Source organism: Halomonas elongata, from assembly GCF_029081005.1.
GTDB lineage: Bacteria > Pseudomonadota > Gammaproteobacteria > Pseudomonadales > Halomonadaceae > Halomonas > Halomonas elongata_B.
On the sequence record NZ_JAJQTQ010000040.1, the window covers coordinates 1 to 23,346 of the forward strand.

General features: G+C 65.3%; 27 protein-coding genes. 11 read left to right on the plus strand and 16 right to left on the minus strand.

Annotated elements, in window-relative coordinates; all coding sequences use genetic code 11:
- The first annotated feature begins 309 nt into the window (after positions 1-309).
- Positions 310-816 carry a hypothetical protein gene (locus LU493_RS18465; protein WP_275289277.1) on the plus strand — a complete coding sequence of 169 codons (507 nt, stop codon included), beginning with the start codon at positions 310-312 and terminating at the stop codon, positions 814-816.
- Positions 817-898: 82 nt separating this feature from the next.
- Here the strand turns inward: LU493_RS18465 and LU493_RS18470 are convergent, their stop codons facing one another.
- The gene (locus LU493_RS18470; RefSeq protein ID WP_275289278.1) at positions 899-1,708 is read right to left on the minus strand and encodes a Tim44 domain-containing protein; all 810 of its coding nucleotides are present in this window, start codon (positions 1,706-1,708) and stop codon (positions 899-901) included.
- Positions 1,709-1,816: 108 nt separating this feature from the next.
- Between LU493_RS18470 and LU493_RS18475 the strand changes: the two genes are divergently transcribed.
- Positions 1,817-2,392, plus strand: coding sequence for an isochorismatase family protein (locus LU493_RS18475; protein WP_275289279.1), 576 nt, complete (start codon positions 1,817-1,819; stop codon positions 2,390-2,392).
- Here the strand turns inward: LU493_RS18475 and yaaA are convergent.
- Positions 2,389-3,171, minus strand: coding sequence for a peroxide stress protein YaaA (gene yaaA, locus LU493_RS18480; protein ID WP_275289280.1), 783 nt, complete (start codon positions 3,169-3,171; stop codon positions 2,389-2,391). The genes LU493_RS18475 and yaaA overlap by 4 nt on opposite strands.
- Positions 3,172-3,264: 93 nt before the next feature.
- Positions 3,265-4,296, minus strand: a complete 1,032-nt coding sequence (locus LU493_RS18485; protein WP_275289281.1) for an NADP(H)-dependent aldo-keto reductase — start codon at positions 4,294-4,296, stop codon at positions 3,265-3,267.
- Between the two features lie 230 nt (positions 4,297-4,526).
- Here LU493_RS18485 and LU493_RS18490 point away from each other — a divergent pair, with 230 nt between their 5' ends.
- A complete protein-coding gene (locus LU493_RS18490) occupies positions 4,527-5,042 on the plus strand; it encodes a tetratricopeptide repeat protein (RefSeq protein WP_275289282.1) in 516 nt (171 codons plus the stop codon).
- 80 nt (positions 5,043-5,122) lie between these two features.
- Positions 5,123-5,611, plus strand: a complete 489-nt coding sequence (locus tag LU493_RS18495; RefSeq protein WP_275289283.1) for a hypothetical protein — start codon at positions 5,123-5,125, stop codon at positions 5,609-5,611.
- Here LU493_RS18495 and LU493_RS18500 read toward each other — a convergent pair.
- The 7 genes from LU493_RS18500 to LU493_RS18530 all read right to left on the minus strand — a co-directional run bounded on the left by LU493_RS18500 (position 5,608) and on the right by LU493_RS18530 (position 10,027).
- Positions 5,608-6,579: an NAD(P)H-quinone oxidoreductase gene (locus LU493_RS18500; RefSeq protein WP_275289284.1), complete on the minus strand. Its 972-nt coding sequence runs from the start codon at positions 6,577-6,579 to the stop codon at positions 5,608-5,610. The two genes, LU493_RS18495 and LU493_RS18500, sit on opposite strands and share 4 nt — an antisense overlap.
- Before the next feature lie 10 nt (positions 6,580-6,589).
- Positions 6,590-7,150, minus strand: a complete 561-nt coding sequence (locus LU493_RS18505) for a TIGR00730 family Rossman fold protein (RefSeq protein ID WP_275289285.1) — start codon at positions 7,148-7,150, stop codon at positions 6,590-6,592.
- A gap of 191 nt (positions 7,151-7,341) precedes the next feature.
- On the minus strand, positions 7,342-7,863 hold the full coding sequence (locus LU493_RS18510) for a DUF501 domain-containing protein (RefSeq protein ID WP_275289286.1): 522 nt from the start codon (positions 7,861-7,863) through the stop codon (positions 7,342-7,344).
- The gene (locus tag LU493_RS18515) at positions 7,847-8,161 is read right to left on the minus strand and encodes a hypothetical protein (RefSeq protein WP_275289287.1); all 315 of its coding nucleotides are present in this window, start codon (positions 8,159-8,161) and stop codon (positions 7,847-7,849) included. The genes LU493_RS18510 and LU493_RS18515 overlap by 17 nt, the downstream gene beginning before the upstream one ends.
- 88 nt (positions 8,162-8,249) lie before the next feature.
- Positions 8,250-8,723 carry a Cys-tRNA(Pro) deacylase gene (ybaK, locus tag LU493_RS18520; protein ID WP_275289288.1) on the minus strand — a complete coding sequence of 158 codons (474 nt, stop codon included), beginning with the start codon at positions 8,721-8,723 and terminating at the stop codon, positions 8,250-8,252.
- Positions 8,720-9,130: an acyl-CoA thioesterase gene (locus tag LU493_RS18525; RefSeq protein WP_275289289.1), complete on the minus strand. Its 411-nt coding sequence runs from the start codon at positions 9,128-9,130 to the stop codon at positions 8,720-8,722. The genes ybaK and LU493_RS18525 overlap by 4 nt, the downstream gene beginning before the upstream one ends.
- Before the next feature lie 84 nt (positions 9,131-9,214).
- Positions 9,215-10,027: a hypothetical protein gene (locus LU493_RS18530; RefSeq protein ID WP_275289290.1), complete on the minus strand. Its 813-nt coding sequence runs from the start codon at positions 10,025-10,027 to the stop codon at positions 9,215-9,217.
- A 63-nt stretch (positions 10,028-10,090) separates the two neighbouring features.
- Between LU493_RS18530 and LU493_RS18535 the strand changes: the two genes are divergently transcribed.
- Positions 10,091-10,432 (plus strand): hypothetical protein, encoded by a 342-nt coding sequence (locus LU493_RS18535; protein ID WP_275289291.1) that lies wholly within the window; start codon positions 10,091-10,093, stop codon positions 10,430-10,432.
- A gap of 7 nt (positions 10,433-10,439) precedes the next feature.
- Here the strand turns inward: LU493_RS18535 and LU493_RS18540 are convergent, their stop codons facing one another.
- Positions 10,440-10,874 (minus strand): hypothetical protein, encoded by a 435-nt coding sequence (locus LU493_RS18540; RefSeq protein WP_275289303.1) that lies wholly within the window; start codon positions 10,872-10,874, stop codon positions 10,440-10,442.
- 48 nt (positions 10,875-10,922) lie between these two features.
- Between LU493_RS18540 and LU493_RS18545 the strand changes: the two genes are divergently transcribed.
- Complete coding sequence (locus tag LU493_RS18545) at positions 10,923-12,104, plus strand: MalY/PatB family protein (RefSeq protein WP_275289292.1); 1,182 nt, start codon at positions 10,923-10,925, stop codon at positions 12,102-12,104.
- 16 nt (positions 12,105-12,120) lie between these two features.
- On the opposite strand, the gene LU493_RS18550 is transcribed toward LU493_RS18545, so the two are convergent.
- The 5 genes from LU493_RS18550 to LU493_RS18570 form a co-directional block, all read right to left on the minus strand.
- A complete protein-coding gene (locus LU493_RS18550) occupies positions 12,121-15,084 on the minus strand; it encodes a valine--tRNA ligase (RefSeq protein WP_275289293.1) in 2,964 nt (987 codons plus the stop codon).
- A gap of 190 nt (positions 15,085-15,274) precedes the next feature.
- Positions 15,275-15,727, minus strand: coding sequence for a DNA polymerase III subunit chi (locus tag LU493_RS18555; protein WP_275289294.1), 453 nt, complete (start codon positions 15,725-15,727; stop codon positions 15,275-15,277).
- Positions 15,728-15,939: 212 nt separating this feature from the next.
- On the minus strand, positions 15,940-16,680 hold the full coding sequence (locus tag LU493_RS18560; RefSeq protein ID WP_275289295.1) for an SDR family oxidoreductase: 741 nt from the start codon (positions 16,678-16,680) through the stop codon (positions 15,940-15,942).
- A 56-nt stretch (positions 16,681-16,736) separates the two neighbouring features.
- Positions 16,737-17,837 (minus strand): branched-chain amino acid aminotransferase, encoded by a 1,101-nt coding sequence (locus LU493_RS18565; protein WP_275289296.1) that lies wholly within the window; start codon positions 17,835-17,837, stop codon positions 16,737-16,739.
- A gap of 149 nt (positions 17,838-17,986) precedes the next feature.
- The gene (locus tag LU493_RS18570; RefSeq protein ID WP_275289297.1) at positions 17,987-19,507 is read right to left on the minus strand and encodes a leucyl aminopeptidase; all 1,521 of its coding nucleotides are present in this window, start codon (positions 19,505-19,507) and stop codon (positions 17,987-17,989) included.
- Between the two features lie 135 nt (positions 19,508-19,642).
- On the opposite strand from LU493_RS18570, the gene lptF reads away from it, so the two are divergent.
- The 5 genes from lptF to bfr all read left to right on the plus strand — a co-directional run bounded on the left by lptF (position 19,643) and on the right by bfr (position 23,223).
- Complete coding sequence (gene lptF / locus LU493_RS18575) at positions 19,643-20,725, plus strand: LPS export ABC transporter permease LptF (RefSeq protein WP_275289298.1); 1,083 nt, start codon at positions 19,643-19,645, stop codon at positions 20,723-20,725.
- Positions 20,722-21,786, plus strand: a complete 1,065-nt coding sequence (lptG, locus tag LU493_RS18580; RefSeq protein WP_275289299.1) for an LPS export ABC transporter permease LptG — start codon at positions 20,722-20,724, stop codon at positions 21,784-21,786. The genes lptF and lptG overlap by 4 nt, the downstream gene beginning before the upstream one ends.
- A gap of 12 nt (positions 21,787-21,798) precedes the next feature.
- Positions 21,799-22,284, plus strand: a complete 486-nt coding sequence (locus tag LU493_RS18585) for an RDD family protein (protein ID WP_275289300.1) — start codon at positions 21,799-21,801, stop codon at positions 22,282-22,284.
- Between the two features lie 103 nt (positions 22,285-22,387).
- Positions 22,388-22,594: a (2Fe-2S)-binding protein gene (locus LU493_RS18590; protein WP_275289301.1), complete on the plus strand. Its 207-nt coding sequence runs from the start codon at positions 22,388-22,390 to the stop codon at positions 22,592-22,594.
- Between the two features lie 149 nt (positions 22,595-22,743).
- Complete coding sequence (gene bfr / locus LU493_RS18595) at positions 22,744-23,223, plus strand: bacterioferritin (RefSeq protein WP_275289302.1); 480 nt, start codon at positions 22,744-22,746, stop codon at positions 23,221-23,223.
- Positions 23,224-23,346: the final 123 nt, after the last annotated feature.

The window sequence follows — 23,346 nt, forward strand, 5'->3', positions numbered from 1 at the left end:
GCCACGAAGTGGCCGCCGAGGCGTCAGGCATTTACATCAAAAAAATCCCTCGGGCCTTCCCGGGGGATTTTTTTATGGCTGAACGAAGGTGCAGTGTCCTTGCCACCTTGCCACCTTGCCACCTTGCCACCTTGCCATGTTGCTGGGGCATCCATGGTGACGCTGCCTGGCGACGCCGCATCCAGAATGTTGAAGGATCATGGAGTGGTCCGGCCAAGGTCCTGAATCGGTTGGCAAGTTGCGGTCAGGACGACTAGGGTGAACAGGCAATACCCCGATGGATATCACGGTGATCTCAGGAGGAGCACGATGAAACAGCACATTCTGCGCAAGCTGGCCCTGATGCTGCTGGTCGGCACGGCAACGGTTGGACTGGCGGCCTGCAGCGGCGAAGATGAAGGTTCGGAGTCAGCAGGCGAGAGCACCGAGCAGGCGGCGGATGATGCCGCACAGAACACCGAGGACGCCGCCGGTGATGCAGAGTCGGCGATGGATGAGGCTGCCGAGGAGACCGAGCAGACGGCCGACGAGGCGGCGGAAGGTGCCGATGAGGCCATGGATGAAGCCGGTGACGCTGCAGAGAGTGCGGCCGATGAGACGGAATCCGCCATGGATTCGGCGGCAGAGAACACCGAAGAGGCCGTGGACGACGCAGGCGAAGCGATGGATTCGGCCGCCGACAACGTGGATCAGGCCGTGGAAGATGCCGGTGACAGTGTCGGCGATGCAGCCGATGACGCCATGGAAAGCACCGGTGAGGCCATGGAAGACGCTGGCGAAGAGACTCAGGAAGCCGCCGACGAGACGCAGCAGTAACGGACTGTTGTCCTCGGGTGCAGGAGAGGCGAAAGGCCGGGCAAATGCCCGGCCTTTCTCGTTGGCAGGCTACCTGGCGGAATCAGGTGGCGGGGTTCTGCTCGATCCCCTGCACGTACCAGGGGGCGCCATCACGGCGTTCGCGTACCAGATGCCAGGTCTCGTTGAATTCGTTGCGTGCGCCGTTCTCTTCGAGGATACCGTGGAACAGAACGCTCGCCTCGGCTTGCTGGTCGGTTTCGTGCACGCTGCCGAGTTCCGCGACGAGGCGCACGATCTCGGTATGGTTGTTGGCCGGATGCTGCTCGCGTTCCTGGCGCAGCAGGTTGTAGAGCGCCGGCGTGACGTAGTCCTGGATCAGGGCGAAGTCATTGTTGTCCCAGGCGCGCTGCAGTGTCATGAAATGCTCCTTGGCACCAACCAGGAAGCGTTCCTTGTCGAACCAGGAGGGCTCGCCGCCGAGGTGGGTCGGGTTACCCATGGCAGTGGAGGCCTGGAACGTCCGGGCATCGGATTCCCGGGGAGAGTGGTAGGGGTCACCCGCCGGGGCCGTACGGCGACGGGCCAACAGGCGAAAGAGCAGGAAGCCGACACCGGCGATCAACAGGATATCCATCAGGCGCAGGTCATCGAAGGCGCCGCCGAAGAAAAGTGAGGCCAATAGGCCTCCCGCCAGTAGACCGGCGAAGGGGCCGGCGAATCGCGATAGCCCACTGGAGGGCTTGCGCTGGGTAGCGGCGGTGGCACGCGAAGTGCTGTTGCTCTGGGGGCTGATGGTTCGGGAGTAGCTGCCGACGCTCTTGCCGCCTCCCAGGCGGCGCGCATCGGCATGATCGACGGCGAGGCCGAAGCCGAACATGCCGACGATGAGCATGACGAGGAAGTGACGCATCGAGGGTATCTCCGTGGTGGCCATGGGGGCCGGTGGTCTTTCAGAGCTGACATTCTAGCGATTAAGCTGGGTGCGGGCACCGTTTATATCCCTTGTCTGGAGACCGCCATGCGCATGCACCGCGATACGAGTCTGTTGCTGATCGTCGATCTGCAGGTCGGCCTGTTGCCGGTTCTCGAGACCGGCGAACAAGCGGTCGAGGAAGCGTCATGGTTGGGCGGTGTGGCCGAGGCGCTGGGCGTGCCGGTCTGGCTGACCGAGCAGTACCCGGAAGGATTGGGGGAGAGTGAGCCGTCTCTGCTGGCATCGCTCGAGGCTCCCCGGGTGTGGCGCAAGACGCATTTCAATGCCCATGCCGAATCGGGATTCGCCCAGTCTCTGGCTGGCACCGGGCGCCGGCAGATCGTGCTGTGTGGCGCGGAGGCGCATATCTGCGTCTTGCAGACGGGCCTGGCGCTGCTCGAGGCGGGGTATCGGGTCGCCTGGCTGACGGAGGCCACGAGCAGTCGGCGCCTGGAGGAGGCGTCACTGGCCCGGCGTCGCATGGAGCATGCCGGCGCCCAGGCGGTGAGCGCCGACATGGTGGCCTATGAATGGCTGGAGCGATGTGACGATGCCGACTTCAAGGACATCCACCGGCGTTTCCTCAAGGCGCGTGCATCGCGTCCGCTTGCCTTCGCCTAGACACGATCCTTCTCGTCACGGCAGAAAACCAGTGTATCGGCATCCGACATGGCAGCGTTGAAGCGATAGCCGGCGACGTCGAACTCCTTGAGTGCCTCGGGATCCTCCAGGCGCTGCCGGATCATCCAGGCGGCCATCAATCCACGTGCCTTCTTGGCATAGAAGCTGATCATCTTGTACTGGCCGTTCTTCTCGTCCTTGAAGACCGGCGTGATGATCCGGGCACTCAGGCGCTTGGCGTCGATGGACTTGAAGTATTCGTTGGAGGCGAGGTTGACCAGTACCGTGCTGCCACTGTCGGCCACGGACCGGTCGAGGGCCGTGGTCAGTTCGTCGCGCCAGAAGGCATACAGGTCCTTGCCGGCGGGATTCGCCAGCTTGGTGCCCATTTCCAGGCGATAGGGCTGGATGAGGTCCAGAGGCCGCAGAAGGCCATACAGGCCGGACAGGATGCGCAGGTGGTCCTGGGCGAAGGCGTTGTCGGCGTCGTCGAAGCGATCGGCCTCGAGTCCGACATAAACGTCGCCCTGGAAGGCCTGGACGGCCGGTTTGGCGTTATCCGGCGTGAAGGGCGTGTGCCATTCCGTGAAGCGTGCCGCATTGAGTCCGGCAATCTTGTCGCTGACGCCCATCAATTCACTGATCTGCTGAGGTGACAGGTCTCGCAGGATATCGACCAGTGTCTGGCTGCGGTCGAGGTAGTCCGGCTGGGTGTGCCGGGAGGTGGTGGCCGGCGTCTCGAAGTCCAGCTTCTTGGCCGGGGAAATCACGCTCAGCATGGGGCGCTCCTGTACCTGGTGAAGTCGGCGACAATTATATCAAGGCCACGTCGAGGGTGGGGCTATCGTGCCGATAGCCCCGGACGGTGTCGATCAGGGACAGGGATTGGGCAGGCGTCGATGTACCGCCTCGATAGCGTCCAGGACCTCATCGCTCAAGCGCAGCGACTCGCTGGCCAGGTTGCTTTCGAGTTGCGCCATGCTAGTGGCGCCGATGATGTTGCTTGTCAGGAAGGGCCGGGAGTTCACGAAGGCCAGGGCCATCTGAGCCGGGTCGAGGCCGTGCTCGCGGGCGATATCCACATAGGCACGGGTGGCCTGCTCGGCCTGAGGCGAGGTATAGCGTTTGAAGCGTTCATAGAGGGTCAGGCGGGCGCCCTCGGGCCGGGCGCCGTCCAGATACTTGCCGGACAATACCCCGAAGCCCAGGGGGGAATAGGCCAGCAGGCCGACGCCCTCGCGATGGGCAATCTCGGCCAGACCGACTTCGAAGCTGCGGTTGAGCAGGCTGTAGGGGTTCTGCACCGAAGCGACACGAGGGAGTCCCAGGCGATCGGCCAGATGCAGGGCTCGCATCACCCCCCAGGGCGTCTCGTTGGATAGCCCCACGGCACGTACCTTGCCCGCTTGCACGAGTTCCTGGAGCGCCGAAAGGCTCTCCTCCAGGGCAATGGCGTCTTCCTCCTCGTCAGGTTCGTAGCCGAGACGACCGAAGAAGTTGCTGCGTCGGTCGGGCCAGTGAAGCTGATAGAGATCGATATAATCCGTACGCAGCCGCGCCAGGCTGTCATCGATGGCCTGATGGATCTGCTCCCGGCTCAACCGTGACCCGCCACGCAGGTGGGCAACTCCTGGCCCGGCCGCCTTGGTGGCGAGGATAATATCGTCCCGGGAGCCGCGAGAGGCGAGCCAGCTGCCGATGTAGCTCTCGGTGCGACCCTGTGTCGCGGCGTCGGCAGGCACGGGGTACATCTCGGCGGTATCGATGAAGTCGATGCCGAAGGACACGGCTCGGTCGAGCTGTTCGTGGGCCTCGGCTTCGCTGTTCTGCTCGCCGAAAGTCATGGTGCCGAGGCACAACCGACTGACCTCGATGCCGGTGTTGCCCAGGGGGCGCGTCTGCATCCGTCACTCCTCACAAAACGGTTGGAAATCGGTTCGACAGGCATGGTAGCCGGGGGGAACCAGAGCGTAAACGCCGAGGGGTTGAGTCGCTGCGGAGCCAGGCGTATGCTTGCCTTCCCGTTGGCGCGGCGGAGTCCTGGCGGCCAGCGAGATCATGGGAACGACGCCGGACACAGGGTGGTGCTCGACGTCACTTTCGAATCGAACCTCAGGAAGCAGGATTGTTTGCCATGCCGCAGGCATCGTCACTGTTTACTCGGCTCGAGTACCGTCTGGCACAACAGCTTGTACATACTCGCTGGTTGCCACGCTCGCCGCGAACCCAGAAGCTGACCATGCATCTTTTCCAGCGATGCGCCGATGCCGGCCATCCCGCTGCCCTCGCGCAGTATGGCCACATGCTGTTTCATCGTGGCGTTTCCCCCCAGGACAAGGCTCGCGGCGCGCGTTACGTGATCGAGGCCGCCCACGGCGGTGATACCCGAGCCCAGTTTCGGGCCGGACAGATTCATGAGCATGGTTGCGCCCAGTACCCGCGCCGCGAGGACCATGCCGTGACCTGGTATGCCCGTGCCGGCGAGGAAGGCCATCCCCAGGCCGCTGCGCGTCTGGCACGCGCCTATCGCACCGGCGAGCTGGGCCTGCCGATCGATGACGAACGTACGGCCTATTGGCAGCGCCTGGCCGATCAGTTTTCCGGTTCGCTCGAGCCACTGGACATGCGTGAAGCCGGGGCGCGACACTAGGGCTATGCGTCTCATAGACGAGACTGTGACCACTGGCCGACACGCCAGCGCGGCGGCCCTCATCAAGGACTCACCACCCCGTGACGCTACCGACACTGCTGGATATCGAAGCGTCCGGTTTCGGACGCGGTAGTTACCCCATCGAGATCGGTCTGGCTCGGACCGACGGTAGCGTCTGCGCCTTTCTCATCCAGCCCCTGGACGAGTGGACCCATTGGGATCCCAAGGCGGAGCTGCTGCACGGCATCTCGCGCGCCCGGCTGCAGCGTGAAGGTTATCCGGTGCGCCAGGTGGCGCGCTGGCTCAACGATGAACTCAATGAGATCGGGATCGCCTACAGCGACAGCTGGGGCTATGACAATACCTGGTTGTCGCTGCTGTTCCATCATGCCGGCATGCTGCCGGCCTTTCGTCTCGAGGCGTTGCGCCGGTTGCTCAGCGAATCTCAGCTCGAGCGCTGGAGCGACACCAAGGAGACGATCATCCACGAGCAGGGCATCCTGCGGCATCGCGCCGGGGAGGATGCCCAGTTGCTGCAGCAGACCTATCAACGGACCCTCTCGCTTTAGGCGTCGTCGCCGATCTCCAGCAGCACCTTTCCGGTATTGGCGTCGGCGCGCACATGATCGTGGGCCGCTTCGGCCTCGCCGATGGGCCAGGTACGGTCGACGAGCGGACGCAACTCGCCCGATGCCAGGCGTGGCCAGACATGCTCGGCCAATGCCGCGAGGATTCTGCCCTTCGCCTCCGGCGGTCGGGCGCGCAGTGTCGAGCCGATCAGGCGCTGACGTTTCATCAGCATGCGCCCCATGTCCAGTTCCGCCTGACGGCCACCCATCATGCCGATGACGACCAGCCGCCCGTCCTCGTTGAGCACCTGCTGGTTGTCGGCCAGGTAGCTCGCGCCCACCGGATCGAGGATCATGTCGGCACCGCCCCAGTGCTTCACGGCGTCCACGAAGCTGCCCTCATGGCGGTTCCAGCCATCATCGGCACCCAGCTTGCGGCAGGCAGTCAGCTTGGCCTCGCTGCCCACCGTGACGAAGCAGGGATGACCGAAGGCGCGGGACAGCTGGATAGCGGCGGTTCCCACACCGCTTGCGCCGGCATGGAGCAGGACCTGATCGCCGGCGGCCAGGGCGCCTTCCATGAACAGGTTGAGCCAGGCGGTGGCGTAGACCTCGGGCAAGGCCGCCGCTTCGCGCAGGGTGAAACCGGTCGGGATCGGCAGGACTTGATGGGCATCGACCACGACCTCCTCGGCATAGCCGCCGCCGGCCAGCAAGGCGCAGACAGGTTGGCCGACACTCAGTCCGCTGACGTCATCGCCGAGCTCGGTGATCGTGCCGCTGACCTCCAGGCCGAGTACGGGCGAGGCGCCGGGCGGGGGCGGATAGTGACCGGCGCGTTGCATCAGATCGGCGCGGTTGATGCCGGCCCAGGCCACCCGTAGACGCACTTCATGGGCACCGGGGCCGGGAGGGGCGGAGGCTTCGTCCCAGACGAGGCGCGTATCATCGTGTCGTATGGCCCGCATATGACCTCCTTCAGTCGGTGTGGGAAGGTGTCAGGCGCGCTTCCAGCGCATCGAGAAGCCTGGCCGGAGTGGCGGCATCGAGCAGGTTGGCACGGGTGGCAGGGTCGAGGAAACCGCGCTCAACGGTGGCGTCGAGGAACGTCAGCAGTGGCGTGTAGAACGCTTGGGTGTCGAGCAGGCCGATGGGCTTGTCGTGCAGGCCCAGGTACTGCCAGGTCCAGGCCTCGAAGAGTTCCTCGAGCGTGCCGATGCCGCCGGGCAGGGCGATGAAGGCATCGCTGTGGGCCGCCATGCTGGCCTTGCGTTCATGCATGTTGCGGACCCGGATCAGTCGCGTCAGGCCGCGGTGGGCCTGTTCGCGCTCGACCAGGTGATCGGGCATCACGCCGGTGACCTCGCCGCCGGCGGCCATCACCCGGTCGGCCAGGGCACCCATCATGCCGACCCGGGCGCCACCATAGACCAGCGCGTGGCCACGGGCGGCCAGTTCGTCGCCCAATTGTCGGGCGGCATCGAGGAAGGCCGTGTCATTACCGGTCCGAGAGCCGAGATAGACGCAGAACGTCGACATCCTTTTCTCCTTGATCGAACCTGTCCAGGTAGTCAGGCGAGCTGTCGACGGGGCTGGCGCACCAGCACTGCACACAACGTCGCCAGGAGTGAACTTGAACCGTCGTTAGACGGGGCCCGCCGGGTCGCCGCCAAGGGGGCGACTATCGCGAGACGGTTGGCTCGCGCAGGCATGCAAGCAGTGTTTTCCCCTCAGGGTAGGCAGTCGGCCACGGCATATTCCTCGTCCAGCCAGCGACCGATGACATTGTCGCCGCACAGATGGTGGGCATATTGGGTATGCAGGCAACGTACCTGATCCCAGTTCGCAATGCCGCCGATGCCCCGTTCGCGCAGCACCGTCTCATAGCCGAGGCGCTGGACCTCGTCGCGTTGCGTCGTGCTCATGCAGCGCCAGCGGGTCTCGACGTAATCGGCATGGCTGCGATGGTAGGCGTTCAGGAAGGCCGGCTCTTCACGCAGGCGAGCTTCCAGGTACTTGATGACGCCGGCGGCTTCGATGCGTGACAGCTCGGCCTTGAGGCGCTCCGAGCACAGCCAGTAGAGGGTCGGGAAGGGGGCGCCATCGACGATGGGGGCCATGCGCAGGACCAGGGGCGTGCCCTCGCCATCGGTGGCGGCCAGGGCTTCGATGCCACGGGGAGGACGGCCCAGCTGCTCGGTGATGATGGCCAGTTGCCGGTCGTCAGGCATCGTGTCAGGACGGATCACCATCGTTGTCATCTCGTATGAACTTGTTCGAGCGGCCCACGGCGCGAAAGAAGGTTCGGTTGAGCTGTTCCGGCGTAGGCACATAGCGCCAGTAGCGGTCACAGTAGTCGACGGCCCGAGCCATCAGCACATCGTAGAGGCGATTGAACGGCGCATCATAATCGTAAGGGTCTTCCCCGAACAAGCGAATGTGCGGGTAGTCGGCGAAGCGTTCCATGAAGTAACGCTCCAGGTCGGCCTCCACGGCATGGTGGCGGGCGACGTTTTCCGGGTTGAGCCAGAGGTCGTAGCGGATGGCCATCGGCGGCTCCTTGGGTGAATCGGCGTGGCACCGAGAGGCTGGTATGGCTGAGACAATGGTGTGGCCGATTCGGCTTGCCGGGTCCGGTTCACTGGCCTCGTGCCAGCGAGGCGAAGCGTCCGTCCAGCAGCATGACGAGGTCGGCCGGCGCGAGGCAGATTTCCAGGCCACGGCGTCCGCCGCTGACATGAAGGGCGGCCAGCGCCTCGGCGCTGGCATCGACGAAGGCGGGTAACCGTTTCTTCTGCCCCAGCGGGCTGATGCCGCCCACCACGTAACCGGTAGCGCGCTCGGCCTCGTCGGCCTCGGCCATCTTCGCCTTGCGGGCTCCGGCGGCCCGGGCTAGGGCCTTGAGGTCGAGCTGGCTGGGTACCGGAACGATGGCCATGGCCAGCCGGCCGTCATCGAGACGTGCCAGCAGTGTCTTGAAGACTTCCTCGGCCGGCAGTCCCAGGGCGCGTGCGGCCTCCTCGCCATAGGCGGGGCTGCGCGGGTCATGCGCATAGGTCGCCAGCGAGAAGTCCACGCCGGCCTGCTCCAGGGCCTTCACCGCCGGTGTCATGCGTCTTCGGTCTCCGCCTGCTGCAGGTGTTCTGCCAGGGCGTCGCGTAGAGCGCCCTCAAGGGGCACGGCGCGCTTGGTTTCATGATCGAAATGCACCAGCACGGTGTGTCCCATATTGGTCAGTGTACCCGATTGATGGGCTTCTTGAGTCACGGTGAAGGAGCTGTTGCCGAGACGCGAGAGATAGGTACGGATCTCGATGTCGGTCCCGTAGTGCAGCTCGGCACGATAGTCGATCTCCATGCGGGCCATGATCAGCCGCCAGCGCCGCGGGTCGAGATCCGGGGTGAACAGCTTGAAGAGATCATTGCGGGCCAGTTCGAACCAGGCGGGCAGCCGGGTATTGTTGACGTGACCCAGGGCATCGGTGTCGTAGAAAGCCGGCTCGATGGTGCGTACGAACATGGAAGCTCCTTGTCGGGTGGCTCGGGGCAGTGCCGGGTGGAGGCGTGGTCGAAGACTATAGCATTGTGCCGAGCAAGCGCTCGGTCAAGTCATGGTCTCGCGCCGACGTTGCCACCAGGCCTGGCCACGGGTCCAGGCCAGCAGCCAGAGCGTGGCCGCGGCGAAGCCGGCCAGGGTGCCCCAGGCGAGTCCCAGCGGGACATAGGTCAGCGAGACGCAGAGGGCGTAGCACAGCAGCGAGCCCAGGCCGGCGGGATAGTGCTTGATGACCGTGGCGACCGGCGCGGCGCCATGGGTCAGGTGTAGAATCACCAGGAAGGGATACATGGTCACCGGGAAGGCGGCCATCACCCCGGCCCAGGCCGAGGGCACCACATGGGCGAGGCCGGTGATCAGGAAGATGATGCCGGCGGCAAGGCCGGCGCGCAGTGCGAGCGCCGGCCAGGAGAAGCCGCCGCGCGGCGGGGCGGCGGTGTCCGGGACATGGCGGTACAGCCGCATGAAGGCCAGGATCGCCGCCAGGGTGATCAGGGTGCCGCCGAGACGACTGATGTCGAATCGGGTCAGCAGCAGGCCGGCGGCTGCCCAGGCGACCAGACCGCCGGCGGTGCCGGCGAGGACCCCGGGGAGACCGTCGCGCCGGCCGCAGAGCAGATAGCCGCCGCCCAGGGCCAGGGTCGCCGAGAAACCGGCCAGGGTGTGCACGGCACCTTCGGCGGCGAAGCTCGGCGAGATCTCCAGGCCGATGAAGAACAGCGCGATGGCCGTCCCCAGGGGATAGCCCGAGAGCAGGCCGGCAGCCCGGGTGCTGAGGCGTTCGGCGACGATGGAAAGGCCCAGCACGACGCTGATCGATACCAGCAGCTTGGCCAATTGCCAACCGAGCGGAACATCCATGACGTTATCCTCTTCCTTGTTGAGTCAAAGCGTGACAGTACGGCCACCAGCGATGAGGCATGCATGACCGGCCACGTGTTGTCGCCCCCGCCGCGTCCCGAGCATTGCCAGCTCTGTGGACGCGCCGCGCCCTTGACGCGGCACCACCTGATTCCCCGGGCGCTGCATGGCAAGGCGCGTTATCGGCGTCGCTTCGATCGAGCCGAACGGTTGGCGTCGATTCTCTGGGTCTGCCACGCCTGTCACCGACACCTGCATGCGGTACTTTCCGAGCGGGAGCTGGCCGAACATTACCGCAGCCGGGAGGCGTTGCTGGGCCATCCGGAGGTCCGGGCCTTTGTCGAGTGGTTGGCCACCAAGCCGGCAGGGTTTCAGCCCAAGCGGCCGACGCGCCGTCGCCGCTGAGTGGTCGTCAGACGAGCCGCAGCCCCTGCTGGTCCACCCAGGCGGCCTTGAGGGCGGCGTCCAGGGGGGCGCGCAAGTGCTCCGGCAGGCTGGCCACGGCCGCCTCGTAATCATCGGCCTGGCGATTGCGCAGCCAGCAATAGGCCCAGGCGCAGGCCTCGTCGTCATCGGTGGGCTGCGGGCGTGCCGGCATCTGGACCAGCAGGAAGACCGCTGTGCGCCCCGCCCAGAGCGGGATCTCGTCCTGTCGCCCGGCGTCGCTCCAGGCTTCGAGCGTGGCGCCGCTGGGTGTGGCCTCGGGCTCGCCGAGCTTGGCGACGCGGGCCGTCTCGGCGAGAATCAGGGCCAGGCGATCGGTATCGCCCTGGCCGAGCGCCAGCCACTGGGCGATGATCGCCGGCAGGCCACGGCGAACCTTGGCATAGAAGCTGCTTTGGGGCATGGTCTCGTTCATTCTCAACGCCTGGTTCGGAACAAGGATGGCCGCTATATGACCTCGACATTCGATTTTGCCACGCCCATCGAGCGGCGACATCCCGCCGATGGCGATTGGCCGTCGCAGAAGTGGCACCGCTTCGGCGACGAGGTGTTGCCGCTCTGGGTGGCCGACATGGACTTTCGTTCGCCGCCGGCGGTGATCGAGGCGCTGCGGGCGCGGGTCGATCATGGCGTCTATGGCTATGGCCTGGTGCCGGATAGCCTGCGCGAAACGCTGTGCGAATGGAGCGCCGACCACTACGGCTGGTCCATCGAGCCCGACTGGCAGGTGTGGCTGCCGGGTGTGGTGCCGGCCCTGCACATGGCCAGCCTGGCGCTCACCGAGCCCGGTGACGGCGTGCTCACGGTGACACCGATCTATCCGCCCTTTCTGCAGGTGGCGAGCCGTACCGGCCGAGAGCCCCAGCAAGCCGCCATGCGGCCCCCCGAGACGCCCGACGGTGACTGGGAGCTGGATCTCGAAGCCCTGGAAGCGGCCATCACGCCGCGGACCCGACTGCTGCTGTGGTGCCAGCCCCACAACCCCACCGGGCGGGTCTGGAACACGGCCGAACTGGAAGGGCTGGCGACCCTGGTCGAACGCCACGACCTGCTGGTCGTCTCCGACGAGTTGCATTGCGACCTGCTGCTCGACGATGGCGCGCGTCATCGCCCGCTGGCGGCGATGTTTCCGACGCTTGCCGAACGTACCCTGACCCTCTGGGCACCGTCCAAGACCTTCAACCTGGCGGGGCTGACCACGGCCTGTGCGGTGATTCCCGATGCCGACCTGCGCCGGCGCTTCGCCGCTCAGGCCAAGGGGCTCCAGCCCGACGGCAATGTGCTGGGCCTGGTGGCCGCCGAGGCCGCCTATCGTCACGGCGAACCCTGGCGCCAGGCGCTGCTCGAGACACTGCGCGGACACCGTCGGCGCCTGGTGGCGCGTGTCGCGACCTGGCCGGGCGTCAGGATGGCGGCACCACAGTCGACCTACCTGGCCTGGCTGGATCTGCGTGATGCCCCGGCGCTACGAGAGGTCGACTCGCCCCGACAGGCCCTGCTGGAAGGCGCCGGCGTGGCCCTCTCGGATGGCGCCGATTTCGGCTGGCCGGGCTTCGCCAGGCTCAATTTCGGCACCACTGCCGAGCAGCTGGAAGCGGCGCTGGCACGCCTGGATGACGTGCTCGGCGCCTGATGATGAGCCAGTGACGTTACAGCGCGGCGATCTTGTCGCGCTGCTCGATCAATAGACGGCGGTTGGCGCTGAGGTCGTCGAGCTTGTCGCGTTCCTTCTGCACCACCGCGTCGGGGGCCTTGGCCACGAAGCTTTCGTTGCCGAGCTTCTTCTCGATGCCGCCGATCAGCTTGTCCTGCTTGTCGATCTCCTTGGCCAGTCGCGCGAGTTCGGCATCCTTGTCGATCAGGCCGGCCATGGGCACCAGCACCTCCATGTCGCCCACCAGTTGGGTGGCGGCCAGCGGGGCCTCGGCCGGGTCGTCGAGCCAGTCGAGGCGCTCGAGCTTGGCCAGCTTGGCGAGAAACGGTCGATTGGCCTCCAGCCGTTCGCGGTCGCTGGCGTCGCCCTTGGTCAACAGGGCCTCCAGCGGCTTGCCGGGCGCGATGTTCAGTTCGGCGCGAATATTGCGGATCGCCACGATCACGCCCTTGAGCCACTCGATGTTGCGGGTGGCCGCCTCGTCGACGCGGGCCTCATCGGCCTCCGGCCAGGGATGGACCATCAGGGAGTCGCCCTCGCCGCGATAGGTGCCGGCCAGGGGGGCGACGCGCTGCCAGATCTCCTCGGTGATATAGGGCATCATCGGATGCGCCAGCCGCAGGATGGCCTCCAGTACCCGCACCAGGGTGCGGCGGGTGCCGCGCTGGGATTCGGGGGTGGCGTCGTCGTCCCAGAGGACCGGTTTGGAGAGCTCCAGGTACCAGTCGCAGTACTCGTTCCAGATGAATTCATACAGCGCCTGGGAGGCATGGTCGAAGCGATACTCCTCCATGGCGCGGGTCACCTGGGTCTCGGTCTGCTGCAGGCGCGAGACGATCCAGCGATCGGCCAGGGACAGCTCGACCTCGCTGCCATCGGTGCCGCAATCCTGGCCCTCGGCGTTCATCAGCACATAGCGCGAGGCATTCCACAGCTTGTTGCAGAAGTTGCGGTAGCCATCCAGGCGGCCCATGTCGAACTTGATGTCGCGACCGGTGGTGGCCTGGGAGAGGAAGGTGAAGCGCAGGGCATCGGTGCCGTGGGGCTCGATGCCCTCCGGGAATTCCTGGCGCGTGGCCTTGGCGATGGCCTTGGCCTTCTGCGGCTGCATCATGTTGCCGGTACGCTTCTCGACCAAGGCCTCCAGGTCGATGCCGTCGATCAGGTCGATGGGGTCGAGCACATTGCCCTTGGACTTGGACATCTTGTTGCCCTGGCCATCGCGCACCAGGCCATGGACATAGACCTGCTTGAAGGGCACTTCACCGGTGAACTCCAGGGTCAGCATGATCATCCGGGCGACCCAGAAGAAGATGATGTCGAAGCCGGTGACCAGCACGTTGGTGGGGTGGAAGGTCTCCAGTGCCTCGGTCTTCTCGGGCCAGCCCAGAGTGCCGAAGGTCCACAGGCCGGAACTGAACCAGGTATCCAGAACGTCCTCGTCCTGGGTCAGCCCGACGTCGTCGGCGAGCCCGTGCTTGTTGCGGGCCTCGGTCTCGCTGCGCGCCACATAGACGTTGCCATCGGCGTCGTACCAGGCCGGGATGCGATGACCCCACCACAGCTGGCGCGAGATGCACCAGTCCTGGAGGTCGCGCATCCAGGCGAAATACATGTTCTCGTAGTTCTTCGGCACGAACTCGATATCGCCGTTCTCGACCGCCGCGATGGCCGGCTTGGCGAGGTTTTCCACGGCCACGAACCACTGGTCGGTGAGGTAGGGCTCGATGACATCGCCGGAGCGGTCGCCGAAGGGCTGCATCAGCGTCTTGCTCTCGACGAGAGGCTGCTCGTTCCCTTCCGCATCGGCCGTGGTCATCGCCAGGCCCTCGGCGGTGATGGCCTCGACCACGCGGCGGCGCGCTTCGAAGCGATCCAGACCGCGCAGTTCAGTGGGAACCAGGTTGACCTCGTCCACGTCACCGATGTCCTCGCCCCGGGCAGCGCGGGAGGCGAGGGTGGCGCTTTCCTCATAGGAGAGGCCATCGCGGCGCATGTGCGCCTTGCGGTCCATCAGGTTGTAGAGCGGGATGCCGTTGCGCTGTGCGACGGCATAGTCGTTGAAGTCGTGGGCACCGGTGATCTTGACGGCGCCCGAGCCGAAGTCAGGATCGGGATACTCGTCGGTGATGATGGGAATCAGGCGCCGATGCTCCTTCGGCCCGACCGGAATCTCGCACAGTTTGCCGATCAGTGGTGCATAGCGCTCGTCGGAAGGGTGCACGGCGACGGCGCCATCGCCCAGCATGGTTTCCGGGCGAGTGGTGGCGATGGAGATGTAGTCCCGTGTTTCGCGCCGGGTGACGTTACCCTCGGCATCCTTCTCGATGTATTCGTAGGTTTCGCCGCCTGCCAGTGGATACTTGAAGTGCCACATGTGGCCATTGACCTCGATGTTCTCCACTTCGAGGTCGGAAATGGCTGTCTCGAACTTCGGGTCCCAGTTGACCAGCCGCTTGCCGCGATAGATCAGGCCCTTGTCGAACAGTTGCACGAAGACTTCCTGGACCGCCTTGTAGAAGCCGTCGTCCATGGTGAAACGCTCGCGGGACCAGTCGACGCTGGCGCCCATGCGGCGCAGCTGGCGGGTGATGTGGCCGCCGGACTCGTGCTTCCACTCCCAGACCCTGTCGGTGAAGGCCTCGCGTCCCAGGTCGTGACGGCTCTTGCCTTCTTCCGCGGCGACCTTGCGCTCCACCAGCATCTGGGTGGCGATCCCGGCGTGGTCGGTGCCTACCTGCCAGAGGGTATTACGGCCCCGCATGCGCTGCCAGCGCGTCAGGGTGTCCATGATGGTGTCCTGGAAGGCGTGGCCCATGTGCAGACTACCGGTGACATTGGGCGGCGGGATCATGATGGCGAAGGGCGCACCCTGGCCGGAGGGTGCGAAATGGCCACCCTCTTCCCAACGTTGATACCAGCGGTTCTCGATCTGCTCGGGTTGATAGGTCTTGTCCATGGGCGTTCCGGGTCCAGAAATGGTCGCCACCGGCCTTGAAACCGCATGGCGGGGCATCGTCGAAAAATGGGCTCGATTATAGCTCGATGAGGGGCTGGGCGTCAGCCTGGTAGACGGGTGAGCCTGCTGTGGCCATGGTGTCGGGGCGATCCGGGAACAGCCCGGTGCCCCTCACCATACGCCGATATCTTCAGCCCGCGCCTTGCTGCCCGCGAAGTTGGTGGGCCTTCACCGGGTAACCGCGTTTCTTATAGGTCTGCCAGCAGTCGCGCTTGGCGGTCAGCACCGCCTGGTGCTGGTTGATGATCTCGGCGACCCGCTCGAAGCGCGAGAACCATTCCGGGATGCCGGGATGCAGGTTGAGCAGTGCCTGGGTGCCCGTCTCGCCGGGGGCGGGGGCCTGCCAACCGATGGTCGCCGGGACGCTGCCGGCCTGCTCGCTGCCCAACAGGGCATGGGGCAGGTAGGCGTCGGGTCGGAAGCTCCACAGGCGGTCGTCGAGGGTGCGGGCCATGGCCTCGTCTTCCACATGCAGGTGCAGTCGATAGCCCTTGTTGACGATGGTCTCGGCCAGTCGGCAGGCGAAATCGAGTCGCGCGTCGAGGGTGGTGTCGGGGAGGATGTAGAAATCGACTTGGGTCATGAGGCCCTTCGGGCAAGCTGTAAGCTCTAAGAGCGGCGCTTCGCACCTGGAAGCTGTAAGAAAAGCGCTTGGGCTTGGTTTGGAGTCGTCGCCCCATCTGAGAGGCGTTACTGCAACCTTTTGTCATCGAGGCCGATGGCATGGCCTTATCTTACAGCTTACAGCTTACAGCTTACAGCTTACAGCTTACAGCTCCGGGCGTAGCCCGGTGGTCATACGCCGCCGTCGATATCGATCAGGCTGCCGGTGCAGAAGCCGGCATCGGCGAGCCACAGGATGCCGTCGGCGATGTCGTCCGGTTCGCCGATGCGCCCCAGCGGAATGCGCGCACCGGCGGTATTGACCTTGCCGGCGTTGTCGGCACTGGCGTGGATATCGGTGCGTATCACCCCTGGCCGTACGGCGTTGATGCGGATGCCTTCACCGGCGAGCTCGCGCGCCAGCCCCTTGGTCAGGCTGTCGATGGCGCCCTTGGAAGCCGCGTAGTCGATGTATTCGTCGGCACCGCCCAGGCGCGCCGCGACGGATGAGACGTTGATGATCACGCCGCCGTCGCCGCCATGGCGGGTCGACATGCGCTTGATGGCCTCGCGGGCGCAGATCAGCGGCCCGGCGACGTTGATGCGCATCATGCGCTCGACGCGGGCGAAGTCCATGTCCTCGACCCGGCGGTTGACGTCCACCACGCCGGCGTTGTTGACCAGCACGTCGAGACGGCCCAGCTCGCGGTCGAGCGTCTCGAACAGCGACAGGATACCGGCCTCGTCGGCCACATCGGCCTGGACGGCGATGGCACGACCGCCTGCCGCCTCGATGTCACCGACGACGCCATCGGCCGAGGCCTTGTCACTCCGGTAGTTGACGGCCACTGCATAGCCGCGCTGTGCGGCGAGCCTGGCGGTGGCGGCACCGATGCCACGTCCGGCCCCGGTAATCAGCATCACTTTCGACATCTCGACCTCTTCGGGAAGGGAGCGCACATGACACGGTCTTCACGACCGTGCATGGGTCAAGCCAGGCGCGTCAGCCAGCCGCGGCTGTCGGCGCGACGTCCGTACTGCAGGTCGAGCAGGTGGCCGCGCAGGCGCTTGGCGACCTCGTTGTCGCCGCCCGCGCTGAGGCGGATCGGGCCGTCCTCGGTGACCAGTTCACCCACCGGGGTGATCACCGCGGCGGTACCACAGGCGAAGACTTCGGTGATCTCGCCACTGGCCGCGCCCTCGCGCCATTCGTCGATGCTGATCGGGCGCTCCTCGGGCGTCAGGCCTTCGTCGCGTGCCAGGGTCAGCACCGAGTCCCGGGTCACACCTTCGAGGATGGTATCGGTGAGGCGCGGGGTGACCAGGCGGCCGTCACGGTAGACGAAGAACAGGTTCATGCCGCCGAGTTCCTCGATCCACTTGTTCTCGGCGGCGTCGAGGAAGGCCACCTGGCTGCAGTCGTGCGCCTCGGCTTCCTTCTGGGCGGCCAGGGAAGCGGCGTAGTTGCCGCCACACTTGGCGAAGCCGGTGCCCCCGGCGGCGGCGCGCTTGTATTGCGAGGAGAGCCAGATCGATACCGGCGCCACACCGCCCTTGAAGTAGGCCGCCGCGGGCGAGGCGATCACGTAGTAGTCGACCTCATGGGCGGGGCGCACGCCGAGAAAGGTCTCGCTGGCGATCATGAAGGGGCGAAGGTAGAGGCTGGATTCCTCGGCGGCCGTGGCCGGCGTCGGGACCCAGGCGTGATCCTGGGCCAGCAGGGCGCGTAGCGAGTCGACGAAGTCTTCGTCGGACAGCTCCGGCAATGCCAGGCGACGCGCCGAGCGACGGAAGCGCTCGGCATTCTTCTCCGGGCGAAAGGCCCAGATCGAGCCATCATCGTGGCGGTAGGCCTTGATCCCCTCGAAGATTTCCTGGGCGTAGTGCAGTACGGCCGCCGCAGGATCGAGGGTCAGCGGGCCATAGGGACGCACCTCATGGCCATGCCAGCCGGCGTCGACGGTCCAGCGTACATGGGCCATGTGGTCGGTGAAATAGCGACCGAAGCCGGGATTGGCGAGGATGTCGTCACGGATATGGGCCGCCTTGGCCTCGGTGGACGACAGCACGGAAAAGCGTTCTGTGGGCACGGCAATGAATCTCCGCTGTGCCCGAGGCACGGGCGGTACCTCGGGGTGATACTGAAACACCGGGCGGGGAGTTCCGGCCCGGTGCATGATGGGCGGCTGCTTTCATGAAAAAGTCGTTGCGCGGAAAAGGCAAGACCCGCAGTGACGGATCAGTCCTCGCCGACCTGGACCTGGCTGTCGGAAGCGCGGTCCAGCAGGTACTGGGTGAGGAGGCTCACCGGCCGACCCGTGGCGCCTTTCTGCTTGCCGGAGTGCCAGGCGGTACCGGCGATATCCAGGTGGGCCCAGGGGTACTTGTCGGTGAAGCGCGACAGGAAGCAGCCCGCCGTGATGGTGCCCGCCGGACGGCCGCCGATGTTGGCGAGGTCGGCGAAGTTGGAGTCCAACTGTTCCTGGTACTCGTCCCACAGCGGCATGTGCCAGGCACGGTCCCAGGCGGTCTCGCCGGCATCGAGCAGATCAAGCGCCAGGTCGTCGTCGTTGGACATCAGGCCGGTGGCGTGATGGCCCAGCGCGATGATCGCGGCGCCGGTCAGGGTCGCGATGTCGACCACGCTGGCAGGCTCGAAGCGTTCGGCATAGGTCAGGGCATCGCACAGCACCAGGCGCCCTTCGGCGTCGGTGTTGAGGACTTCCACCGACAGCCCCTTGAGTGTCTTGATGATGTCGCCGGGCTTGGTGGCGCGGCCATCGGGCATGTTCTCGGCACTGGCGACGATGGCGACCAGGTTGACCCTGGGGCGGATGGCGAGCACAGAGGTCACGGCGCCGAACACGCTGGCGGCACCGCACATGTCGAACTTCATCTCGTCCATGCCGTCGCCCGGCTTGAGCGAGATGCCGCCGGAGTCGAAGGTAATGCCCTTGCCGACCAGCATGTGAGGCGCCTCGTCGGGATCGTCCGCGCCCTGATACTTCATCACGATCAGCCGCGAGGGTTCGACGCTGCCACGGCCCACGCTGAGTAGACTGTGGGCGCCGAGTTCTTCCAGGGCCGCTTCGTCGAGAATCTCGGTGGTCAGCGCGCCCTCGGAGTCGGCGGCCATCTGCTCGGCCCGCTCGGCCAGATAGCTCGGCGTGCAGACGTTGCCAGGCAGGTTGCCGAGGGTGCGGGTGGCGTTGATGCCCTGGCCGATGCCATCGCCGATGCGGCTGCCCTCGCGAGCGGCACTGGAGTCGCCGCCCTCGCTGACCAGCAGGGTCACGCGCTCGAGCCGCGGCACCGGGGCGGGCTCCGACTTGAAATCGTTGAAGCGATAGATAGCGCGATGGGCGGCTTCGGCCACCATGCGGGCTTTCCAGTCGCAGGCGCGGTCGGGGACCGGTACGTCGTTGAAGGCCACGGCAGCGTCATCGGCGGGCAATGACGCCAGGGCGCCGAAGGCGGCGTCGACGGCCTTGCGGAAGGCGCCTTCCTGGCAGGTCTCGCGAGCCCCCAGGCCGACCAGCATCAAGCGGTCGGCGTTGAGGCCGGGGGCGAAGGGAATCAACTGTACGTTGCCCAGACGAGCGTCGAAGTCGCCACGCTCGATCAGCTGGCCGATCAGCCGCTCGCTGGCATCGTCGAGCTTGGTGGCGGCGGGCAGCAGATCGCCGTCCTTGAACACCGGTACCACGAGGCAGGCCGTCTCGATCTTGGCAGGATTGGCCGTCTGAACTGGGAATTCCATGGTGTCTCCACAAGACAAGCGGTGGGGGATTCTGGATAATGCCGGCACATTGCCGAGTCGTCCCAGTGTACCCAAGGCCGGGCGTCATTGCATGGAAGTTGGCCGGGCGCCGGCAACCCGGATCGGGAGACAGCATTGATCATATTCCGCTACCTGACCCGCGAGATCCTGCAGACGATGGCCGCCGTCGCCGGCGTGCTGCTGCTGGTGATCATGGGCAGTCGCTTCATCCGCTATTTTTCCAACGCGGCACAGGGCGAGATCCCGGTCGATATCCTCGGGACCCTGATGCTGTTTCATCTCCCGGGCTTCCTCGAGTTGATCCTGCCGCTGGCCTTCTTCCTCGGCATCCTGCTCGCCCTCGGACAGCTTTATCTCAACAGCGAGATCACCGTGCTGGTGGCCTGTGGCACCAGCCCCAATCGACTGCTCTGGGTCAGTCTCTTGCCGGCGACCGTGGTGGCCACCCTGGTGGGGCTGTGCAGCCTCTGGCTGACACCGGCCGGTGCCCTGCAGAACGAGGTGATCATCGAGGAACAGCGCAGCCAGCTCGATTTCGGCGTCCTGGCGCCCGGGCGCTTCCAGGACTTCGGTGATGGCCGTGTGGCCTACACCGAGGCGTTGAGCGAGCAGGAGCGACGCCTGGAGGAAGTCTTCATCAGTGAGCGTCAACGGCGCGGCGATGGCACGCCTCAGACGGTGGTGACGCGTGCCGCCGAGGGGTATCAGACCGTCGACGAGGAAACCGGCAGTCGATTCCTGGTGCTGTCCGAAGGGGAACGCTACAGCGTCGAGCCCGGACGGGCCGTGGCCGAACGCCTGTCGTTCGGCACCTATGCGGTGCGTCTCTCCGGGTCGGCCGAGCGCCAGGACCTGGACGATCCCGAATACGCGACCACGCCCGCCCTGATCGCCGACGGGACGCCACCCGCCATGGCACAGTTGCAGTGGCGACTCGGCCTGCCGCCGATGGTGTTCATCCTGACGCTGATGGCCATGCCGTTGTCCCGGGTGAATCCCCGCCAGGGGCGCTTCGCCAAGTTGCTGCCGGCGATCTTTCTCTATGTGGCCTATCTCAGCCTGCTGCTGGCGGCGCTGGATGCCATCGCCAGGGGAGCCTGGCCGGCCACGGTGGGGATGTGGCCGATCCACGCCGCCTTCCTGGCCATCGGCCTTCTGATGACGCTGCATGCCCAGCGCAAGGGGATGAGCGGATGATCGCCGACCGCCTGGACCGTTACATTGCCCGCAACGTCCTGGGGGCCATCCTGGTGGTGCAGATCGTGCTGCTGGGCCTGGACCTGGTGATCGCTTACATCAACGACCTGGGTGATGTGGAGGGGGACTACGGTGCCCTTCAGGTACTCTTCTACCTGGTGATGCGCCTGCCCTGGCGCTTCTACCAGTATGCGCCAGTGGGCGTGTTGATCGGCGCGCTGATCGGCCTGGGGGGCATGGCCTCGAGCAACGAGCTGACAGTGATGCGCGCCGCGGGGCGATCGTTGGCACGCATCCTCTGGGGCGTGATGAAGCCGGTCATCCTGGTGATCGTCGTGGTGTTGTTCATCGCCGAATTCGTCAGCCCTCGCACCGAGCAGTTCGCCAGTGCCTGGCGTCTCGAGCAGCTCCAGGGGGAGGGAGCCGTGCTCACCGAGCGTGGCGGCTGGCAGCGAGAGGGGGACAGCTTCTATCGCTTCGGCGCGATTCGTGCCGACAAGGTCGTGCTCGACCTGACCCGTTATCGCTTCGAGGGCCGCGAACTGCGTGAGGCGATGAACGCCAACCGGGCGGTATGGCGTGATGGTGGCTGGATGCTGGAAGACGTGAACATCACCCGCTTCGAAGGCGGGCGCACCGAGGCGTCCCATCAGGCCACGCGTCCCTGGGAAACCGAACTGACGCCCGCCGAACTGGACCGCCTGCTGCGCGAGGTGGAAACCCAGGCGCCCAGCGAGCTCTGGGCCCATGCGCGTTACCTGCGGTCCCAGGGGCAGGACGCCACTCAGCCGTTGCTCTACTTCTGGCAGAAGATGCTGATGCCCTTGACCATGGCTTCGTTGATGCTGGTGGCCGCCTCCTTCGTGTTCGGCCCGTTGCGTAGCGTGGCGGCCGGTACCCGAGTGTTCTATGGCGTGATCACCGGGCTGGTCTTCAAGTACCTGCAGGACCTGCTGGGGCCGGCGTCCACGGTGTTCGGCTTCTCGCCGGCCTGGGCGGTGCTGGCGCCGACCCTGATCTGCGCCGCCCTGGGCTTCTACTTGCTGCGTCGCAGCGGCTGATCGGGAGGTGCCATGACACGTCGATTCGAGCGTCTCGACGAAGTATGGCCCGCCGGGCTGGGACGCCGCCTGGGCGCCATGTGCTATGACGGGCTATTGATCCTGGCCATCTGGATCGCGCTGGCCGCCGCCCATGTCCTGGTCAGTCGCCTGTTGCTGGATCTGCCGGCGGAACGATTGGGGGTCGGTGTCGTTCAGGTGGTGTCGCTGCGTGGCTTGCTGCTGCTTGGTGCCTTCGTGTTCTTCGCCTTTTTCTGGATGCGTGGCGGGATGACGCTGGGCATGCAGGCTTGGCGGCTGCGCGTGCAGACGACCAAGGGACAGCCGATCGGCCTCTACCAGAGCCTGGTGCGGTATCTGGTGGGGGCGCTGTCCTGGGCCGCCTTCGGCCTTGGGCATCTCTGGGTGCTGTTCGACGCCGAGCGACGCAGCTGGGCCGATATCGCCTCCGGCACGCGGGTGGTGGTGTTACCCGGGAAGTCACGAGAGGGTGCCTGATACGAAAGTCGGGGGGCTCCGGGAGGAAAAAGTGGCAGCCTATGGTTGCGATAGGCTATGCGAATCATTTACATTTGCCTCGAGGTCAGCACGAGGTGATGTCATGTACGTGTGTCTATGCAAGGGTGTCAGCGACAAGGCCATCCGCCAGAGCGTGGAAGAGGGTGCGCGCAACTGGCGCGAGGTCCAGCGCGAGACGGGCTGTGGCACCCAGTGCGGCAAGTGTGCCTGCATGGGCAAGGGCATTACCCGTGAGGCCGTCCGCGAGACCCTGGCCGCGCCGTCCGAAGCACTCGCCTATGCGGTGTGATGGCAATCGATATTGTTTGTGTTGTCATTAGCAACTGTTTGATTTCATTGAATTTTTTGTGACGTGATCTAGACTGTCGGATATGCCTGGCAGGGCGACGTCGCCCGTGCCAATGTGAAAGGGACCCTGACAGCAATCGAGGTAACGTCATGAAAGGCGACAGCAAGGTCATCCAGTACCTCAATACGGTGCTCGGCAACGAACTGGTGGCCATCAACCAGTACTACCTGCATGCCAAGATGTATCAGGACTGGGGGCTCGCGGCCCTCGGCAAGTGGGAGTACAAGGAATCCATCGAGGAAATGCAGCACGCCGACACCCTGATCGAGCGCATCCTTTTCCTCGAAGGCATCCCCAACCTGCAGGATTACGGCAAGCTGCTGATCGGCGAGAACACCCAGGAAATGCTCGAATGCGACCTCAAGCTCGAGCAGAAGGCCCGTGCCGACCTGATCGACGCCATTTCGCACTGCGAGCAGGTCAAGGACTACGTCAGCCGGGATCTGTTCAAGTGCATCCTCGATGACGAGGAAGAGCATATCGACCACCTGGAAACCGAACTCGGCCTGATCGACAAGGTGGGTATCCAGAATTACCTGCAGCAGCAGATGCAGGAAGCGGCGGAATAACCAGCCGGCTGTGCCGGGAGCTTGAAGATCGTCCGCTTCGCGGCCGTAAGCTTGAAGCTGGAAGAAAACCCACCCGGGCTTCGCCCGGAGCTATAAGCCGTAAGCTTTAAGCTGGAAGAAAAA

Bases quoted from the DNA above. Each gene is read 5' to 3' on its own strand.
- LU493_RS18570 (WP_275289297.1), bottom strand. From the start codon at position 19,507: ATGGAATTCCCAGTTCAGACGGCCAATCCTGCCAAGATCGAGACGGCC.
- LU493_RS18555 (WP_275289294.1), bottom strand. From the start codon at position 15,727: ATGACCCAAGTCGATTTCTACATCCTCCCCGACACCACCCTCGACGCG.
- LU493_RS18535 (WP_275289291.1), top strand. From the start codon at position 10,091: ATGACCGGCCACGTGTTGTCGCCCCCGCCGCGTCCCGAGCATTGCCAG.
- LU493_RS18490 (WP_275289282.1), top strand. From the start codon at position 4,527: ATGCCGCAGGCATCGTCACTGTTTACTCGGCTCGAGTACCGTCTGGCA.
- LU493_RS18510 (WP_275289286.1), bottom strand. From the start codon at position 7,863: ATGGTGATCCGTCCTGACACGATGCCTGACGACCGGCAACTGGCCATC.
- ybaK (WP_275289288.1), bottom strand. From the start codon at position 8,723: ATGACACCGGCGGTGAAGGCCCTGGAGCAGGCCGGCGTGGACTTCTCG.
- LU493_RS18525 (WP_275289289.1), bottom strand. From the start codon at position 9,130: ATGTTCGTACGCACCATCGAGCCGGCTTTCTACGACACCGATGCCCTG.
- LU493_RS18530 (WP_275289290.1), bottom strand. From the start codon at position 10,027: ATGGATGTTCCGCTCGGTTGGCAATTGGCCAAGCTGCTGGTATCGATC.
- LU493_RS18475 (WP_275289279.1), top strand. From the start codon at position 1,817: ATGCGCATGCACCGCGATACGAGTCTGTTGCTGATCGTCGATCTGCAG.
- LU493_RS18470 (WP_275289278.1), bottom strand. From the start codon at position 1,708: ATGCGTCACTTCCTCGTCATGCTCATCGTCGGCATGTTCGGCTTCGGC.
- LU493_RS18540 (WP_275289303.1), bottom strand. From the start codon at position 10,874: ATGCCCCAAAGCAGCTTCTATGCCAAGGTTCGCCGTGGCCTGCCGGCG.
- LU493_RS18545 (WP_275289292.1), top strand. From the start codon at position 10,923: ATGACCTCGACATTCGATTTTGCCACGCCCATCGAGCGGCGACATCCC.
- LU493_RS18550 (WP_275289293.1), bottom strand. From the start codon at position 15,084: ATGGACAAGACCTATCAACCCGAGCAGATCGAGAACCGCTGGTATCAA.
- LU493_RS18590 (WP_275289301.1), top strand. From the start codon at position 22,388: ATGTACGTGTGTCTATGCAAGGGTGTCAGCGACAAGGCCATCCGCCAG.
- LU493_RS18560 (WP_275289295.1), bottom strand. From the start codon at position 16,680: ATGTCGAAAGTGATGCTGATTACCGGGGCCGGACGTGGCATCGGTGCC.
- LU493_RS18505 (WP_275289285.1), bottom strand. From the start codon at position 7,150: ATGTCGACGTTCTGCGTCTATCTCGGCTCTCGGACCGGTAATGACACG.
- LU493_RS18500 (WP_275289284.1), bottom strand. From the start codon at position 6,579: ATGCGGGCCATACGACACGATGATACGCGCCTCGTCTGGGACGAAGCC.
- LU493_RS18515 (WP_275289287.1), bottom strand. From the start codon at position 8,161: ATGGCCATCCGCTACGACCTCTGGCTCAACCCGGAAAACGTCGCCCGC.
- lptG (WP_275289299.1), top strand. From the start codon at position 20,722: ATGATCGCCGACCGCCTGGACCGTTACATTGCCCGCAACGTCCTGGGG.
- LU493_RS18585 (WP_275289300.1), top strand. From the start codon at position 21,799: ATGACACGTCGATTCGAGCGTCTCGACGAAGTATGGCCCGCCGGGCTG.
- LU493_RS18485 (WP_275289281.1), bottom strand. From the start codon at position 4,296: ATGCAGACGCGCCCCCTGGGCAACACCGGCATCGAGGTCAGTCGGTTG.
- yaaA (WP_275289280.1), bottom strand. From the start codon at position 3,171: ATGCTGAGCGTGATTTCCCCGGCCAAGAAGCTGGACTTCGAGACGCCG.
- bfr (WP_275289302.1), top strand. From the start codon at position 22,744: ATGAAAGGCGACAGCAAGGTCATCCAGTACCTCAATACGGTGCTCGGC.
- LU493_RS18465 (WP_275289277.1), top strand. From the start codon at position 310: ATGAAACAGCACATTCTGCGCAAGCTGGCCCTGATGCTGCTGGTCGGC.